Genomic DNA, 17,405 nt, shown 5'->3' with positions numbered 1-17,405 from the left:
TTTAACGGAATAAATACGAGTAAAATGCTTATGTCTCTTAATAATGAATCCCAGGTTCAGGCTGGCGGCGCAACCGTAGAAAAAACGTTACCGCAGGGCGGGGTGTATGCCTCACTGTTTGAGAAAATTAATTTAACCCCAGTATCAAAACTGGGTGAGCTGGACGGTTTCCAGGATAATAACGTGATGGCGGAAACCTCTGCTGATGCGCGTGTTACCGCCGCTGTTCAGGTCTTTATGCAGTGTCTGAAAAAATCCGGTCAGGCGGTCGAAAAACTCGATAAAACTCTGCTGGATCACCATATCGCTGAACTGGATTTCCAGATTAGCCGTCAGCTCGATGAAGTCATGCACAATGAAGAGTTCCAGAAAGTGGAATCTATCTGGCGTGGCCTGAAGTCGCTGGTCGACAAAACTGACTTCCGTCAGAACGTGAAACTGGAAATTCTGGACCTGTCGAAAGACGAACTGCGCCAGGACTTCGAAGACTCCCCGGAAATCATCCAGAGCGGCCTGTACAAGCAAACCTACATCGCTGAATACGACACCCCGGGCGGTGAGCCGATTGGCGCGATTATTTCTGCTTACGAATTCGATGCGTCTGCACAGGACGTTGCGCTGATGCGCAACCTGTCCAAAGTGTCTGCCGCGGCACACATGCCGTTTATCGGCTCTGCTGGCCCGAAATTCTTCCTCAAAGACAGCATGGAAGAAGTGGCGGCCATCAAAGACATCGGCAACTATTTTGACCGTGCCGAGTACATCAAGTGGAAATCTTTCCGCGAGACCGATGACTCTCGCTATATCGGTCTGGTGATGCCGCGCGTACTGGCTCGTTTGCCCTATGGCCCGGACACCGTACCGGTACGTAGCTTCAACTACGTCGAAGAAGTGAAAGGCCCGGATCACGACAAATACCTGTGGACCAACGCCTCGTTCTCGTTTGCGGCGAACATGGTGAAGAGCTTCATCAACAACGGCTGGTGCGTGCAGATTCGTGGCCCACAGGCTGGCGGTGCGGTGAAAGACCTGCCCATCCACCTGTATGACCTCGGCACCGGTAATCAGGTGAAAATCCCGTCCGAAGTGATGATCCCGGAAACCCGCGAATTTGAATTCGCTAACCTCGGCTTCATCCCGCTGTCGTACTACAAAAACCGTGATTACGCGTGCTTCTTCTCGGCAAACTCCACGCAGAAACCAGCTCTGTATGACACCGCAGATGCTACCGCGAACAGCCGTATCAACGCGCGCCTGCCGTACATCTTCCTGCTGTCCCGTATCGCTCACTACCTGAAGCTGATCCAGCGTGAAAACATCGGTACCACCAAAGACCGTCGTCTGCTGGAACTTGAGCTGAACACCTGGGTGCGTGGTCTGGTGACTGAAATGACCGATCCGGGCGACGAGCTGCAGGCTTCCCACCCGCTGCGCGACGCGAAGGTGATGGTAGAAGATATCGAAGACAACCCGGGCTTCTTCCGCGTGAAGCTGTACGCCGTGCCGCACTTCCAGGTGGAAGGGATGGACGTCAACCTGTCACTGGTTTCCCAGATGCCTAAGGCGAAATCGTAACGTAGGGCAGGAAGCCGATGAAAACGGAACAACCGTTATGGGGTCGAGGCGTCATGGTCTCGCCTCAGCACTTCCAGCAACAGGTCGCTTATGCGGCCTGGTCTGCGGAATGCATTGCGCAGATGGGCCTCAATCATCCCTGGGGGGTGATTGAGGCAGCATTTGAACCAGACGCGCTGAAACTTGGTCGTCTGCAGGCTCGTAAGCTGCATGTCCGTTTCCAGGATGGCACGCTGATAGACACGGATAATGCCGAGGCGCTCCCTCCCGCGCTTTCACTTGATGGCGAATCAAAAGACATTGAAGTGGTACTGGCATTGCCGTTGCTGCGTGCTAATGGTGGCAACTGTCTGAAGTCTGATGAAGTGGCTGAGCGTCCGGTTCGTTATCGTCAGCGCTGGCATGATGTGCGTAATCAGTTTGGGGATGACACTCGCCAGATTGCGGTTATGCAGCCAGAACTGACGTTGCGTTTCGCGCATCAGAATAACAGTGACTATCTTACGTGCCCGATCGCGCGGCTACAGCTTGATTCACAGGGTATCTGGACGCCAGACGACGCCTTTTTGCCACCTTTGCTGAGGGTACAAAGTAGTCGCTGGCTGATGGTTCAGCTCGAACAGCTCATGAGCCAGCTTCGCGCTCGTCTGACACGTCTGATGGCAATGCGTCGCGAAAGCAATGAACGAATGGCTGACTTTGCTGTGGCAGACGTTTCTCTGTTCTGGTTGTTAAATGCACTGAACAGCGCCGAGCCCGTTTTAGGCCATTTTCAGCGCTACCCGCAAAGTGCTGTTGAACGGTTATACCCTGAACTGGCGCGGCTGGCGGGAAGCCTTTTAACCTTCTCCCTTGAGCACCAGGTCACTGCAATTCCAGCCTATCAGCACGAACAATTGAACGTGGTCTTTCCGCCGTTGTTCGATTTGCTAAGTGATTTGCTGGAAGCAAGCTTGCCATCAAGGGTGATATCCATTGAGTTGGCGCACGATAAACGGCTGCGTCAGTGGCTTGCGCGTCTCCAGGATCCTCGCCTGCGTGAAGGGGCAGATTATTACCTTTCCGTACGTTCGCACATTCCGGTTGCTCAGTTGCAAGAGCAATTTCCTCGTCAGTGCAAAGTCGGCAGTCCGGACTATGTCACCAGTCTGGTCAATGCCTCGCGTCAGGGGATCCCTCTCAACCCTCTGCGTCACGTTCCTGCTGCTATCCCGCTGCGACTGGAAAATCAGTATTTTTCTCTGGATCTTTCGCATCCGGCTGCACAGGAAATGCTTGAGAGCGGCAATTGCATGTTCTACACCCCGGGCACGCTCGGTGAGCCAGAACTTGAACTTTATGCGGTGCTGAGAACATGAGTGAGAACAAACGCGAAGTAACTACCTCCATTGATATCGACGAGCTTTTGCAGGACACGTGGTTGCAGGTTATCAGTCTTCGTCATGGCCCTCAGTTCAACGAGGGCGAGGGGAGAGTGCTCTGGGATCGCTGTGTTGCAGATGTGGGACGTGTTCAGCAAGCCCTGAAAGAGAAGGGATTGGATGAAGCAAGCTGTCAGCACATCCTCACGGCTCAATGCGCATTGCTGGATGAAGCGGTGAAAAGCCGTGGCATTCAGGATGACGCCTGTGTTCAGTGGTACGACATTCCTTTGCAAGGGCATTTCCTTGGCACGATGGAAGCAGGCGATACGCTGTGTGATCGCATGCGCGATGTCTTGCGTGAACCCGCTCCGGAGAGCGCAGTGTTGACCTGCTTTGAGCGGGTCATGATGTTGGGCTTCCTTGGAAGTTTTCGTTCTCTGAACGATCCGGAGAGGCAAAAACTCATCAAAACGCTCAGCGAGCATGTCGCGCCTTTCAGCTATCCACAGACGCACCCAGTCCTGGCAGAAAGCCGTGTCGGGCGTGGAATGGGGAACTGGTTAGCTTCCTGGCCCGTTCGCATTGGTCTTAGCCTCGTGGTGCTTGTCGCATTGTGGTGGGGGCTGAGCCACTGGCTGGATCAGATGCTGGTAACTCTGTTGCCTGAGGCTGTGAAATGAGTTCTGCGCAACACCGCCTCTTAGCGTTGTGGGGCGCGCTACTGAGCGGTGTCGTCTGCCTTGGATTCCTGCCCGTTTCGCGTCTGGTTAGTGTCCTGACTCTTGTTGTTGTCTGGGGGGGGATTGCTACGCTCTGGTATCTGGCCAGCCGCCGTTCAGAGCAAGCATACACGGCACGTCTGGATAATCTGCCAGAGGCGAATTATCGCCAACCGGTCGTGCTGGTGTGCGGCGATTTGCCACAGGCATGGCCAGAACAGTCTCAGGTTCTGACCGTGACCCAGGGCTGTTGGATCCGTGTAGAAGATCATCAGGATGTCGAACATGTGGCTCGCCAACTGCTGTGGATGCGGCCCGACTGGGGACGTCAGCTTTCGGTGATGGTTAGCATTTGTCCCCAAAAACACGCGGATACTGAAGCGCTGACGAGTCGCTTACTGGCGTTGCGTTGGCAGATAAGCCAGCTCCGACGCGAAACGGGGCACTCAGTTCCACTGGTACTGAATGGTCAGGCTGGCAGCGGAATGATGAACGATATGCTTTGGCAGGCCGCTATCCCTGGCGAAGGAGTCAGTGTCTGGCGTGAGTCATTTGCTCCCAGCTCTATTGCCGCGTGGGTAACGACGGGTGGCTCGATGGCGATGCAGCAACAGGTGCTGATGAACAGCCTGATGACCTGGTTCCATACCCATGTCAAAACGGTGTTCATGGATGAAAATCCAGACATTCCTGCGATCGCGCCAACGGCTGTGCTGTGGGGCATTGGGCCGATACTGGCGGGTAGTCTTTCATCCTCAATCTGGACAGCCTGGCTTTCACGCCATACGGCAATTCAGCACGTTGCAGGGTGGCACCCGGTAGGGACGGACAGCACAGTCATGTCGCTGTTTCCGGACTTTGTGCTGCCGTTGCTTCCCGAAGGCGTAGGCCTGACGCCACGTCAGCGAACCTGGCGCTATGGGTTGTCTATGTTCACGCTGGCAGCCGTTGCTGCGCTTTGCAGCAGCGGCTGGAACAACCGTCAACTGCTGCACAATCTCAGCTTTGATATTCACCACTATGACCGAATTTCGATGGACGATTACGTCCCGAAAGCGGAGGCGGTGAACGTGTTACGTCAGGATGCCGCGCAATTGGATCAATGGGCCAGAAATGGCGAGCCGTTGCGAATGAGTCTGGGTCTTTACCAGGGCGAGCGTCTGCGCATGCCTGTTCTGGATGCCGTTCGTTCTTACGTCCCGCCGCCTCCGCCTCCGCCTCCAAAGCCGAAGGAGAAAGTGGTCCCTAAAATTGTCCGCCTCGACAGCATGTCGCTGTTCGATTCTGGCAAGTACGAACTGAAATCAGGCTCCACCAAACTGCTGATTAACTCGCTGGTGGGCATCAAAGCCAAACCAGGCTGGCTGATCGTGGTGGCCGGACACACCGATAACACCGGCAATCCTCAACTGAACCAGACGCTGTCTTTGAAGCGCGCCGCAGCGGTGCGTGACTGGATGCGCGACACCGGTGACGTGCCGGAAAGCTGTTTCGCCGTGCAGGGCTATGGCGAAAGTCGACCTGTCGCAACAAATGACACCACGGAAGGGCGAGCGCTTAACCGCCGTGTCGAAATCAGTCTGGTGCCACAGGCTAACGCCTGCCAGATACCAGGCAAAACCCCAGCGTCATCGCAGGATGATGACGTTTCTCAACACTAATGGAGTAAATCCGATGGCAATTCCAGTTTATCTTTGGCTGAAAGACGATGGCGGTGCGGACATTAAAGGGTCTGTGGACGTTCAGGATCGCGAAGGCAGCATCGAAGTTGTCGCTCAGCAACACAACCTGTACATCCCGACCGACAACAACACCGGGAAACTGACTGGCACTCGTATCCACACCCCGTTCCTGTTCACCAAGGAAATCGACTCCTCCAGCCCGTACCTGTACAAGGCTGTGACCACCGGTCAGACCCTCAAGTCTGCGGAATTCAAGTGGTACAAAATCAACGACGCTGGCCAGGAAGTTGAGTACTTCAACACCAAACTCGAGAACGTGAAAGTGGTGAAAGTCGCGCCGAAAATGCACGACATCAAAGACCCTTCTTTCGAGAAGCACAACCACCTCGAAATGATCGAGCTGCGTTACGAAAAAATCACCTGGACCTACAAAGACGGCAACATCATTCATTCCGATTCCTGGAACGAACGCGCCACGGCGTAATCCCGTTGCGGGCAGGCTTGCGCCTGTCCGCAGTTTTTCGCTGAGCGTCTGCCCACGCAGGCCCTGAGCGAAAAATCACACTCTGCCTTCCTGACCTTATGCGCTTTGGTAAGTACACAGCGATGGGCGGTAGCGTGCCCGGGAAAAATAAAGAGAGAGAAAAATGGAAACTTCAGCCGTCCTGTTACGCCGACTCAATCCTTACTGCGCCCGCGCGCTGGAAGGCGCAGCTTCTCTGTGCCAGACCCGTGCGCATGCGGAAATCCTGCCAGAGCACTGGCTGCTGAAGCTGCTGGAGCAGGGCGAAGGCGATCTCACCGTGCTGGCACGTCGCTACGAGTGGGATATGGACGGCATGTGGCAGGCGCTGCTGGGCTGGCTGGATAACCTGCCGCGTTCCGTGCGCGGTCGTCCTCAACTGGCGGAGTCTCTGAATCAGTTACTGAAACAGGCGTGGATGGCGGCTTCATTGCAGGGCGAAGAGCAAATCCGCAGCCAGCACTTACTGCTGGCACTGATTGAAAGCCCGAAACTGATCCGCTGCGATGGCCTGTGGCCGTTGTTCACACTGGGCCAGAGCCAGCTGGAACGTCTGCGTCCTTTGCTGGATGCGCAGTCTGACGAGCGCCCGGAACTGCAACTGGAAGAAGAACTGATTGCTTCGACGGGCGGCGATGTAGAAATGATCGGCCGTCCGGCAGGCAGCGAAGTGAAAGAGGGCGAGCTCAACCCGGCCCTGCAAAATGCGCTGGATAAATTCACCCTGGATGTCACGGCGAAAGCGAAAGAGGGCAAAATCGACCCGGTCTTTGGCCGTGATACCGAAATCCGCCAGATGGTCGATATCCTCTCTCGCCGTCGTAAAAACAACCCGATTCTGGTCGGCGAACCGGGTGTGGGGAAAACCGCGCTGGTAGAAGGCCTGGCGCTGCGTATTGCCGAAGGCAACGTGCCGGAATCGCTCAAACCTGTCATTCTGCGCACGCTTGACCTCGGTCTGCTTCAGGCTGGCGCGGGCGTGAAAGGTGAGTTCGAGCAGCGCCTGAAAAACGTTATCGATGCCGTGCAGCAGTCACCAGTGCCGATTTTGCTGTTTATCGATGAAGCGCACACCATTATCGGCGCGGGTAATCAGGCGGGTGGCGCAGATGCCGCGAACCTGCTGAAACCGGCGCTGGCGCGTGGAGAACTGCGTACCATCGCCGCGACAACCTGGTCCGAATACAAACAATATTTTGAACGCGATGCCGCGCTGGAGCGCCGCTTCCAGATGGTAAAAGTCGACGAGCCGGATGACGACACCGCGTGCCTGATGCTGCGTGGCCTGAAGTCCCGCTACGCTGAGCACCACAATGTTCACATTACCGATGATGCGGTGCGTGCAGCGGTTACGCTCTCGCGTCGTTATCTGACAGGCCGCCAGTTGCCGGATAAAGCCGTCGATTTGCTGGACACCGCGAGCGCCCGCGTGCGCATGAGCCTGGATACCGTGCCGGAACAGCTGACCCGCATCCGCGCGCAAATCACCGCGCTTGAGATGGAGAAGCAGGCGCTGCTGGAAGACATCGCGCTGGGCAGCCAGACGCACGGTGAACGCCTGTCAGTCATCGAGCAGGAAGAAGTCAGCCTGATTGTTGAGCTGGATAAGCTGGAAACCCAGTACGGCGAAGAGCTGAAACTCACCGAACAGCTACTGGAGACTCGCCAGGATATCTCACGCCAGAGCGAGACAAATGCGCTGCAACAGCAGCTGAGTGGCATGCAGCAAAACAGCCCGCTGCTCTCTGTGGATGTGGACGTGCGCACCGTCGCGACAGTGATTGCCGACTGGACGGGCGTGCCGCTTTCTTCGCTGATGAAAGATGAGCAGACAGAACTGCTGAGCCTGGAGCAGGAGATTGGCAAACGCGTGGTTGGGCAGGAAGTGGCGCTTGAAGCCATCGCCCAGCGCCTGCGTGCCGCCAAAACCGGCTTAACGTCTGAAAACGGACCGCAGGGCGTGTTCCTGCTGGTTGGCCCAAGCGGCGTGGGGAAAACCGAAAGCGCACTGGCGCTGGCAGATTCCCTGTATGGCGGGGAAAAATCCTTAATTACCATCAACCTGTCGGAATACCAGGAGCCGCATACCGTTTCGCAGCTGAAGGGTTCCCCTCCGGGCTACGTCGGTTACGGCCAGGGCGGCATTCTGACCGAAGCCGTGCGCAAGCGCCCGTACAGCGTGGTGCTGCTGGATGAAGTGGAAAAAGCGCACCGCGATGTGATGAACCTGTTCTACCAGGTCTTCGACCGTGGCTTCATGCGCGACGGTGAAGGCCGCGAGATTGACTTCAGAAATACAGTAATTCTGATGACCTCGAATCTCGGCAGCGACCACTTAATGCAGTTTCTTGAAGAAAATCCGACAGCCAGCGAAGGCGAGTTACACGAATTACTGCGCCCGATTTTGCGAGATCACTTCCAGCCAGCACTGTTAGCACGTTTCCAGACTGTGATTTATCGCCCACTTTCTGAACAAGCCATGCGCTCAATTGTGGAAATGAAACTCGATCAGGTGAGCAAACGCCTGCACCGCCATTACGGGTTGACGTCACACGTTGACGTAAGTCTGTATGACGCGCTCACATCCGCCTGTCTTTTGCCTGATACCGGAGCGCGTAACGTCGACAGCTTACTCAATCAGCAAATCCTGCCAGTTTTGAGCCAGCAACTTCTTAGCTACATGGCTGCACAGAATAAACCCAAGTCTTTAACATTAGGCTGGAGTGAGGACGAAGGGATTGAGCTTGAATTTGATGTCGAAGCATTCATAGCCACAGGAGAGGCGTAATGAGCACGAACCCGGTACTCAGATTTAGCCATAACCACCATCTGCTGAAAGTCTCTGGCAGCAGTGCTGAACTGGATGTGCTGGCTTTTGAAGGGCAGGAAGCCCTGAGCAAACCGTTCAGCTATCGGGTGGAGTTCACCAGCGCCGACCATGCCATCAGCAAAGAAATGATGCTGATGAAAGCCGGGTCCCTGACGCTGCAGGCCCCGGTAGACCAGGGCTTCGGGATTAAAATCCAGCAACCGGTGCGGGTGATTCAGGGGGTGGTGAGCGGATTTGAACGTCTCAGCACCTCGGAGGATGAAACCCGTTACGCCCTGACGCTGACACCGCGCCTGGCGCTGCTGGACCGTTCGCACCAGAACGCGATTTACCAGGATATTTCAGTTCCCGGCATTGTGGAGAAAATCCTGCGCGAGCGTCACGGCCTGAAAGGCCAGGATTTTGTTTTCTCGCTGACCAAAGAGTACCCGCGCCGTGAACAGGTGATGCAGTACGGGGAAGATGACCTGCACTTTATTACCCGTCTGCTGGGTGAAGTGGGTATCTGGTTCCGTTTCACGACAGACACTCGTCTCCATATTGATGTGGTCGAGTTTTACGACAGCCAGCAGGGGTATGAAAAGGGCCTGAGCCTGCCGTCAGTGCCACTGTCAGGCCAGCATTCCAAAGGCGTGGACTCGGTGTGGGGGATGGAAAGCCACCACCATGTGGTGCAAAAACAGGTCAGCACCCGCGATTACAACTACCGCCAGGCCAGCGACGACATGAATGCCCAGGTGGATGCGACCCGGGGAGACGGCACCACTTACGGCGAAGCCTACCATTACGCGGACAACTACCTGACGCAGGGCAGTGCTTATGACCACAACCCGGCACCCGAGTCGGGGGCTTTCTATGCCCGCATCCGCCACGAACGTTATCTGAATGGTCAGACGCAGGTGGCGGGCATCACCAGTAGCCCGACGCTGTCCCCGGGCCAGGTGCTGAAAGTCACCGGCGGCTTCGAAGTGGCCGACGTGTTCAGCGCGGGCGTGCTCATCACGGGCATGACCAGCTATGCAAGGCGCGACAAGGATTTTGTGGTCCATTTCAGTGGCCTGCCGGACAGCACTGATTTTGGTTTCCGCCCGGAGCCGGGCAAGCGTCCGGTGATGGCAGGCACCTTACCGGCCCGCGTCACGAGCACCACTGTCAATGACACCTACGGCCACATCGACAAGGACGGCCGCTATCGCGTTAATATGTTGTTTGACCGTGATAACTGGGAAACCGGGTTCGAGAGCCTGTGGGTGCGCCAGTCCCGCCCGTATGCCGGGGACACTTACGGCCTGCACCTGCCGCTGCTGGCAGGCACCGAAGTGGCGATTGGTTTCGAGGACGGTAACCCTGACAGGCCATACCTTGCAGGCGTGCTGCATGATTCGGCGCACGGCGACCACGTCACCATCCGCAACTACAAACGCAACGTGCTGCGCACCCCGGCGAACAACAAAATCCGCCTCGACGATGAGCGCGGCAAGGAGCATATCAAGGTCTCCACCGAGTACGGCGGCAAGAGCCAGCTGAACCTCGGGCATTTAGTGGACAGCGAGAAACAACAGCGCGGGGAAGGGGCTGAGCTTCGCACAGACGATTGGGTTTCCGTCCGTGGAGGGAAGGGGCTTTTGCTGACTTCGCAAGCCCAGCCTAAGGCAATGGCACAGCAGCTCAGTATGGATGAGATTAAGCAGCAACTGACTGATGCTTTGTCGCTGGCACAATCACTCTCTGGTCTGATGCAAACGGCGCAACTGGATCCTCTTGATAAAAGCACTCAACAAAATTTCTTAAAACAGAACATTACTTCTTTACAGCAACCAGTGATTGTCGCAGGTGCACCGGGCGGTATTGCACTTTCAACCCCACAGCAAATTCAGCTCAGTGCCAACCAGAATCAGATACTCACTGCTGGCGGTAATACAGAAATTTCTTCGTTGAAGCGAATGGTATTAGCAGCAAAACGTGGCATGGTGCTTTTTGTTCACGAACTGGGTATGAAACTGGTTGCTGCAACAGGCAAGGTAGAAATACAAGCGCAGTCAGACGCTATTGAAATAACAGCGAAAAAAGGCATCACAATTACCAGTACAGACGATGAAATATTGATCACAGCCAAAAAGAAGATAACGTTACAATGTGGCGGTTCATATATCACTCTGGATGCCGGAAAAATAGAAAATGGAACGGGGGGGGATTTCAAAGTTAAAAGTGCCAATTTTGATTATGCTGGCGCAGCAACGCTAAATGCGACTTACCCTGGATTTACTGCCTGTGAGAATGCAGCAACGGATGCTTCTGAGCAAGGTAGCGCAACCGTTCCAATGAGCTGAGAATTGAACCATGATAACTAGTTTTTTTCGTGATGATGCTTTGACGCTAACGGAACACCAATATCTGGTTATTGATCGGATGCGCGTGGCTAATAAACTTGTTACTTTACCACTTATTGAATTGGTCACTCCGTTAACTCGTGCTCAGGCTCATCTGTACCCTTGGCTACTGTCATTAAATTCGCTGTCTTCAACCGAATGGGACTGGGTGGAAAATCTATTCCGACAGTCGATTGTGAGTGAACAACCATCAGGTTTGCTATTACTTAAAAGTGAGCAACCGGAAGCTGTTGTCAGACATCACCTGACCAATGCATTGTTCATTACCGATCCGCAGCGTCAAAAACATATTCTACGATATTATGATCCACGAGTGCTATTTCATCTTAGCTGGATTATGGATGCGTGGAATCTGTCTAATTTATTAAATGCACATGATATCTCCGACTGGACGTTTTGTATCGACAGGCAATGGCATACGCTTTCTTTTAGTGACAACTCGCATCCGGAGCCTGTAATACAAGACAGACACCAACTGTTCTCCGATATTCAGCGAATCGGATTGATAAATGTTGTTCTGGCTCGCATCACTTCTCATTCGGTGGGTTTTTCTCGGCGACAGCAGCTGAGCAGAGATATTTTCCAACTGCTAGTTGCCGGAGAAACCTGGCTGACTCACGCTGCTGATTTGTGCGAGTTTGCCTATGATGGCATTCAGTATGGTAAAAACTTTTATCACTCTACATTTATTAAAACCTTGCTCGAAGACAGTAAGAACACGCCGGGAATCTATTGCCAGATAGCCCGAAGCTGGGATCAGAAAAAGTGGTTACTTGTCATGGAAGAAACAGCAAAAATATCAATAAAGGGTATTCATTATGAGTCAGAGCAAGGGCTGTAATTTCTGTCGTCGCAACGGTCTTGCGCTATTGCCTGTCCGTGCTGGTATCAAGGGCATTGAGGACAGTGCGCCGAACTTTCCTTCCTCTTTCACTGCGCCAACAGTGCCTGCGCAAGGGGAAACTGCTTACACCACACGGCTTCTGCGTGAGGGTTTTCTCTACATCTGGAATGAGCAAGCCGGAAGCTGGATAAATTATTTCACAACCCAGGAAGGGTTTTATTATCCTTTGCCTGAAGAAGGCAGTGTTCCCCCTGCTGTGGCTAGTGGCAAAACACGTCCATGTATTACTGAGCCTACGGAACTTGCTGGCGCGTCATTAATTACTTTGCCTGTCTTACCCCCACCCTATAAAAACGGTGCGTATTGGTTCGCATGGAGTGAAGTTGAGTGGACGGATGCCGTGCGTAAGAAACATGAAGATGCCGGGTATCGTGCCCAATATATGCAGCGTTTCGATATGGATGGATGGGTCAACGGCGGCAAAGCGGAAAACGTAACGAGCATTTCCGGGTTATCGACGACGGTTGCAGAATATAGCGTCAGTGCAGGAAGTAGTGAAATCCCACAATGGACTCCTCTTTACTGGAAGAGCGTTTTCTCCCCTGAAGGGGAAAATCTGATCATGGCGGCTGAGTCTTTATCTCCGGGGAAAGGAGGGATTATCCTGCTGGAGGATCCCGTCGCGATAACCCAGGAAATTTCCTCGTTGTGTAACTGGCGGTTAGATCAAAACTTCGGTAACAATCCGAAGTATAAGCGTGGGCTGGCGCTGTCCTCTGCTCTTTCAGGACTTCATGATGCCATGTGTACCCAGTTCGAACGCGACCTGCTGGCGCAGAATGAAAAGATTGAGAACCAGGTACGCTACGGCTGGGAAACCACCGGAGGGATTATGATCCCCTCTCAGCCATCGCGTGCCAAGGATCTGCAGGTACTTAATGACCAGGTTTTAAAATCAACGGTGGCAGAACGTTGGTCTCCTTACGAAAAATACATTGATCGCGCCCAGCAGAATGCCTTTTTGGATGGTTTTAAAAAAGCGCTGGAAGCTTATGATCAGAGAGTTGTCTCACCGATGGTGGTCATGTATCTGGGATGGTTGAAGAGCCAGAACTTGCTGGATTACCTGAATCACAATTTTGACCCGGAAGATGTCGCAAGCGGCGGCGTTTTTATCCAGGCCATGCTGGATTGTGTGGGCGGCATGCAGGATAAAAAAGGGGTATCGGAGTATTTCACTGAGCAGTTGGCACAGGTGTCGATAACAGCCACAAATATCCTGCTGCGTGCCACAGTCATGAACAACACAGCCTGGGCACAGCAAATTAACAGTGCCCTGTCGAGCAATCGTTACGATGATCTGCCCTGGGATAAACTGGCGGATGGCTTCAAAGACATCGCGGGTCATCTGAAAGAAAGTATCCATTTAGTCATGGAAACTTACCTCAGTACGATCAGTAGCGTATTGCTTGCTGTCGCGCGTCAATCCGTCAACGGCGTTTTGATGCCCGCTCTGGTGGCGCTGGCTTCCTCTACCGGGCATGCCCTGAAAACAGTGAGCCTGACCGGTGAACGAAAGTATTTCGTGAAAGCCGTGCTGGAACAACTGGCAGGATTGACGGATCAGGAAGACCGGGTAGCCAAAGATCGTTTGCGGCACTACATCGACATTGAGATGCGGAGAATGAACATTTCTGGGGCTGCGGTTGATGGACAACAGCAAAGCCGCTTTATCGTGATGATTGATGCCGATGAAGCAAAACAGTTGGCTTCAACGCCGCTGGAGGGCCGGGCTCAGGCAGCAGCCAGAACCATTCACTCGGTTGAAGAAATCAATGAGTCGGTCTTTCCAAAATACTGGCGGGATAAGCTTTCGATCGCCAAAGGCATGTCCACCCACAGGCTGGCAAGCGATGCCACCACTTCAATCCCCTTTGCAGGGTGCACGCTGTCGATGGCGCTGCAGTGGAATGCTGTGATCAGCGGTGGAGGGCTTGACGGCTATGAAGGGGTAAGTAAATTTGTCGCCAATATAGTTTCCTCTATTGGGGCTTCGGCAGAAGTGTTGAATAACATATGGCGAAATTTCAGGTCGATTCGTTTACGGGGTATTGTCCGTATACAGCTCGGCGCTGGGGTGGAGCGGTTTATTTCAACCACATTACGTAGAGTGATGCGAATTGGTGCGGCGGCTGGGGTGGTTGCTGTACTGTGGGATGTAGCGCATGTATTCACTTCATTTGAAGCTGGTGAAATTAGTTCAGGTATTGCTTACCTTGCATCAGCCATTGGTGGATCTTTCCTTTGGGTTGCAGCGATGGGGTGGTTGACGTTAGGCCCGTTGGGCATAATTATTTGTCTGATTCTTGTGTTTGGTGCGGCGATCTTCCTGGCATCAAAAGAGAAGGATGAGATTCAAAAGTGGCTGGCGGCCATGTGGTGGCGTCACATTCCTGCCGATGATAAAGATATACCCGCGATCATGCCGGAGACAGCAGAAATGGATTCCTTTAATAAATTAATGCAGCAGGGAGGGGCTACGGCATGATGAATTATACAGGGCTTTATACTGCCTATAAATTGAACCGCCCGTTAACCGAAAAAGAACAAGAGGGGCGTTTTTGCCAGGCGAAACGGCGCAGAGTCAACATCATTAATGATGAGGCTTCCGTTATCAGGATGAACTCAACTTATCTGGAAACAGTTTGTAAATATTATCATGGGACCGGAGTGTCTAGTTCTTTGATATTTATTTTGGCTTTAGGGATATTTTTATCTTTTTGTTTTGTGTTTTTTGAACCAATATTTGATTATATTGCTTATGGTACTCAGTTCAGCATGGTCGGTTTTTTTCTTTCAATTTTGGTTGTTATCGTGTCACTATTTTTTATCAGCAAATTACTACAAAAAGAATGGTTCAGGAAAACGCATTATCCTATGAGGTTCAACCGCATTAACCAGATGGTGTATGTTTATAAAGTCAATGGTGAAATCCTGAGTGTGCCCTGGAAGGACATTTTCTTTACTCCTGCGAAGTCTTTGGGGAGAACCAGCGAATGGGGTATTGATGGGCATATTTTGGCAGAAGATGGGGAAACAGTTCTCGACACCTTCAGCCTGGCCGTCTCTTTAACGGCAGGTAAAAAGCTGCTGGGTGAGTACTGGGAATTTATCCGTTGTTATATGGAAGAAGACTGCGTGCAGGAGCTTTCAGAGCTGGTCACGCTGTGCCCTCCGGTGGAAAAGCAGAAGGAAGGGTATATTTTCGGGCTGCAGTATCTGATGAAAATGGACTCCCGTCTGGAATGGATTTTTCTGCCTGTGATGTTTCCACTGGATCTCCTTGCCAGTTTTGCCCGCTATATTGCCATGCAAACCAGCAAAATCCCGCAGTGGTCACAGGAAGTGCTGGATGCCTGCCAGCCTGAAGGTGATGACCCGGTAAATGTCAGTGCAGCGAACAACCCAGAGCATCTGTGGCGCTATGTGCTGGCTAACGAGAAACGTGATGTTTACGAAGCCCGCTATGCCCGCCAGAAAGCAGCATATGAGCGTATCAAGGCCAAACTGGCTGCGCGCTACGAAAAAGTCTGAATGGGCAAGTGTGCCAGTTCGATACGGGTGTCGGAGTAAGCTGGAAAGGGATTTCTTTATAAACAGTTGCAACAGGGAGGCGCTACGGCATGATGAATTATACGGGGCTTTATACCGCCTATAAATTGAACCGTCCTTTAACCGAAAAAGAAAAAGAGGGGCGTTTTTTCCAGGGGAAGCGGCGCAGAGTCAAAATTATTAATGATGAGGCTTCCATTATCAGGATGAACTCAACCTATATGGAAACTGTTTGCAAGTATTACTCTGGAGTTGGAATATCTAGCTCGATGATATTTATTTTAGCTTTTGGGATTCTCTCTATATCCTTGTTTGTTTTAATTGAGTCAGTTTTTAAGTATTTTATGGAAGGTGTCCAGTTTAGTTTTGTTGGGTGTCTTATTTCTATTTTAATTACCATTGCTTCACTATTTTTAATCAGTAAACTCCTTCGGAAGGAATGGTTTAGAATTACTCATTATCCTATCCGATTTAACCGAAAAAAAAAGATGGTGTATGTTTATCAAGTTAGTGGCGAAGTCTTGGTTATTCCTTGGGAACAAATTTTCTTTACGTCAGCCAGTTCCAAAGGTGCTATGCCTGAATGGGGTATAGATGGACATGTTCTGGCTAATGATGCTGAGACGATTATAAATACATTTAGCCTCGCTATTTCAGTAATGGGTGGGAAAGTACTTCTTAGTGAGTATTGGGAGTTCATTCGCTGCTATATGGAGGCCGACTGTGTTGAAGATCTTGCTGATATTGTGACTCTCTGTCCACCAATTGAAAATAAGAAGGAAGGCTATGTTTTCGGGTTGCAATATCTGATGAAAATGGATTCCCGCCTGGAATGGATTCATCTTCCGGTAAAATTTCCACTGGCCTTGTTAGCCAGTTTTGCTCGCTATATTGCCATGCAAACCAGCAAAATCCCGCAGTGGCCACAGGAAGTGCTGGATGCCTGCCAGCCTGAAGGTGATGACCCGGTAAATGTCAGCGCAGCGAACAATCCAGAGCATCTGTGGCGCTATGTGTTGGCCAATGAAAAACGAGATGTGTACGAAGCCCGCTACGCCCGCCAGAAAGCAGCATATGAGAGAATCAAGGCCAAACTGGCAGCGCGCTACGAAAAAGTCTGAAAGGGCATGTCTGCCAGTTCGATACTGATGTCAGAGAGAAATGGATTTCTTTATAAGCAAGTGCAACAAGGAGGCGCTACGGCATGATGAATTATACAGGGCTTTATGCTGCCTATAAATTGAACCGTCCTTTAACCGAAAAAGAAAAAGAGGGGCGTTTTTGCCAGGCGAAACGGCGCAGAGTCAACAACATTAATGATGAGGCTTCCATTATCAGGATGAACTCAACCTATCTGGAAACTGTTTGTAAATATTATTCTGGGATTGGGGTATCTAGCTCATTGTTATTTATTTTGTCATTTTTTATTTTTGCGATGGTAGCATATGGATTTGGGTTCGCAGCTTTAGAAACTATGCACAATAATAGAAGTTTTCCATTATTTGGTGGTTTGTTGATTTTTGTGTTCACGGCGGCGGCTGAATTTTTTTTAGTTCGCTTGCTAGCTAAGGAGTGGTTCAGAAAAACGCATTATCCAATTAGGTTCAACCGCATTAACCAGAGGGTGTATGTCTATAAGGTCAGCGGTGAAATCCTGAGTGTGCCCTGGAAGGACATTTTCTTTACTCCTGCGAAGTCTTTGGGGAGAACGAGCGAATGGGGTATTGATGGGCATATTCTGGCAGACGATGGGGAGACGGTTCTCGACACTTTCAGCCTGGCCGTCTCTTTAACGGCAGGTAAAAAGCTGCTGGGTGAGTACTGGGAGTTTATCCGTTGCTATATGGAAGAAGACTGCGTGCAGGA

At 52.1% G+C, this 17,405-nt stretch carries 12 protein-coding genes; all 12 read left to right on the top strand.

Annotation, left to right across the window (positions count from 1 at the left end; all coding sequences use genetic code 11):
• Nucleotides 1-24: 24 nt before the first annotated feature.
• Nucleotides 25-1,575, top strand: a complete 1,551-nt coding sequence (gene tssC, locus ACI2I2_RS22095; protein WP_404659915.1) for a type VI secretion system contractile sheath large subunit — start codon at nt 25-27, stop codon at nt 1,573-1,575.
• A 17-nt stretch (nt 1,576-1,592) separates the two neighbouring features.
• Nucleotides 1,593-2,933 carry a type VI secretion system baseplate subunit TssK gene (tssK, locus tag ACI2I2_RS22090; RefSeq protein WP_404659914.1) on the top strand — a complete coding sequence of 447 codons (1,341 nt, stop codon included), beginning with the start codon at nt 1,593-1,595 and terminating at the stop codon, nt 2,931-2,933.
• On the top strand, nt 2,930-3,619 hold the full coding sequence (gene tssL / locus ACI2I2_RS22085) for a type VI secretion system protein TssL, short form (RefSeq protein ID WP_404659913.1): 690 nt from the start codon (nt 2,930-2,932) through the stop codon (nt 3,617-3,619). The genes tssK and tssL overlap by 4 nt, the downstream gene beginning before the upstream one ends.
• Complete coding sequence (locus ACI2I2_RS22080) at nt 3,616-5,319, top strand: OmpA family protein (RefSeq protein WP_404659912.1); 1,704 nt, start codon at nt 3,616-3,618, stop codon at nt 5,317-5,319. The genes tssL and ACI2I2_RS22080 overlap by 4 nt, the downstream gene beginning before the upstream one ends.
• A gap of 13 nt (nt 5,320-5,332) precedes the next feature.
• Nucleotides 5,333-5,824 carry a type VI secretion system effector Hcp gene (hcp, locus tag ACI2I2_RS22075; RefSeq protein ID WP_404659911.1) on the top strand — a complete coding sequence of 164 codons (492 nt, stop codon included), beginning with the start codon at nt 5,333-5,335 and terminating at the stop codon, nt 5,822-5,824.
• 163 nt (nt 5,825-5,987) lie between these two features.
• A complete protein-coding gene (gene tssH, locus ACI2I2_RS22070; protein WP_404659910.1) occupies nt 5,988-8,651 on the top strand; it encodes a type VI secretion system ATPase TssH in 2,664 nt (887 codons plus the stop codon).
• The gene (locus ACI2I2_RS22065) at nt 8,651-11,023 is read left to right on the top strand and encodes a type VI secretion system Vgr family protein (RefSeq protein ID WP_404659909.1); all 2,373 of its coding nucleotides are present in this window, start codon (nt 8,651-8,653) and stop codon (nt 11,021-11,023) included. The genes tssH and ACI2I2_RS22065 overlap by 1 nt, the downstream gene beginning before the upstream one ends.
• A 10-nt stretch (nt 11,024-11,033) precedes the next feature.
• Nucleotides 11,034-11,924, top strand: coding sequence for a DUF4123 domain-containing protein (locus ACI2I2_RS22060; protein WP_404659908.1), 891 nt, complete (start codon nt 11,034-11,036; stop codon nt 11,922-11,924).
• Nucleotides 11,902-14,475, top strand: a complete 2,574-nt coding sequence (locus ACI2I2_RS22055) for a T6SS effector BTH_I2691 family protein (protein WP_404659907.1) — start codon at nt 11,902-11,904, stop codon at nt 14,473-14,475. The genes ACI2I2_RS22060 and ACI2I2_RS22055 overlap by 23 nt, the downstream gene beginning before the upstream one ends.
• Nucleotides 14,472-15,521 (top strand): DUF6708 domain-containing protein, encoded by a 1,050-nt coding sequence (locus ACI2I2_RS22050; protein ID WP_404659906.1) that lies wholly within the window; start codon nt 14,472-14,474, stop codon nt 15,519-15,521. Before ACI2I2_RS22055 ends, ACI2I2_RS22050 begins: the two co-directional genes overlap by 4 nt.
• A gap of 89 nt (nt 15,522-15,610) precedes the next feature.
• Nucleotides 15,611-16,660, top strand: a complete 1,050-nt coding sequence (locus tag ACI2I2_RS22045; RefSeq protein WP_404659905.1) for a DUF6708 domain-containing protein — start codon at nt 15,611-15,613, stop codon at nt 16,658-16,660.
• An 83-nt stretch (nt 16,661-16,743) separates the two neighbouring features.
• The coding region (locus ACI2I2_RS22040) for a DUF6708 domain-containing protein (protein ID WP_404659904.1) at nt 16,744-17,405 on the top strand (662 nt) is incomplete at its 3' end.

Source organism: Scandinavium sp. NPDC088450, assembly GCF_044900545.1.
GTDB lineage: Bacteria > Pseudomonadota > Gammaproteobacteria > Enterobacterales > Enterobacteriaceae > Scandinavium.
This window is presented reverse-complemented; position numbering and strand designations above follow the sequence as displayed.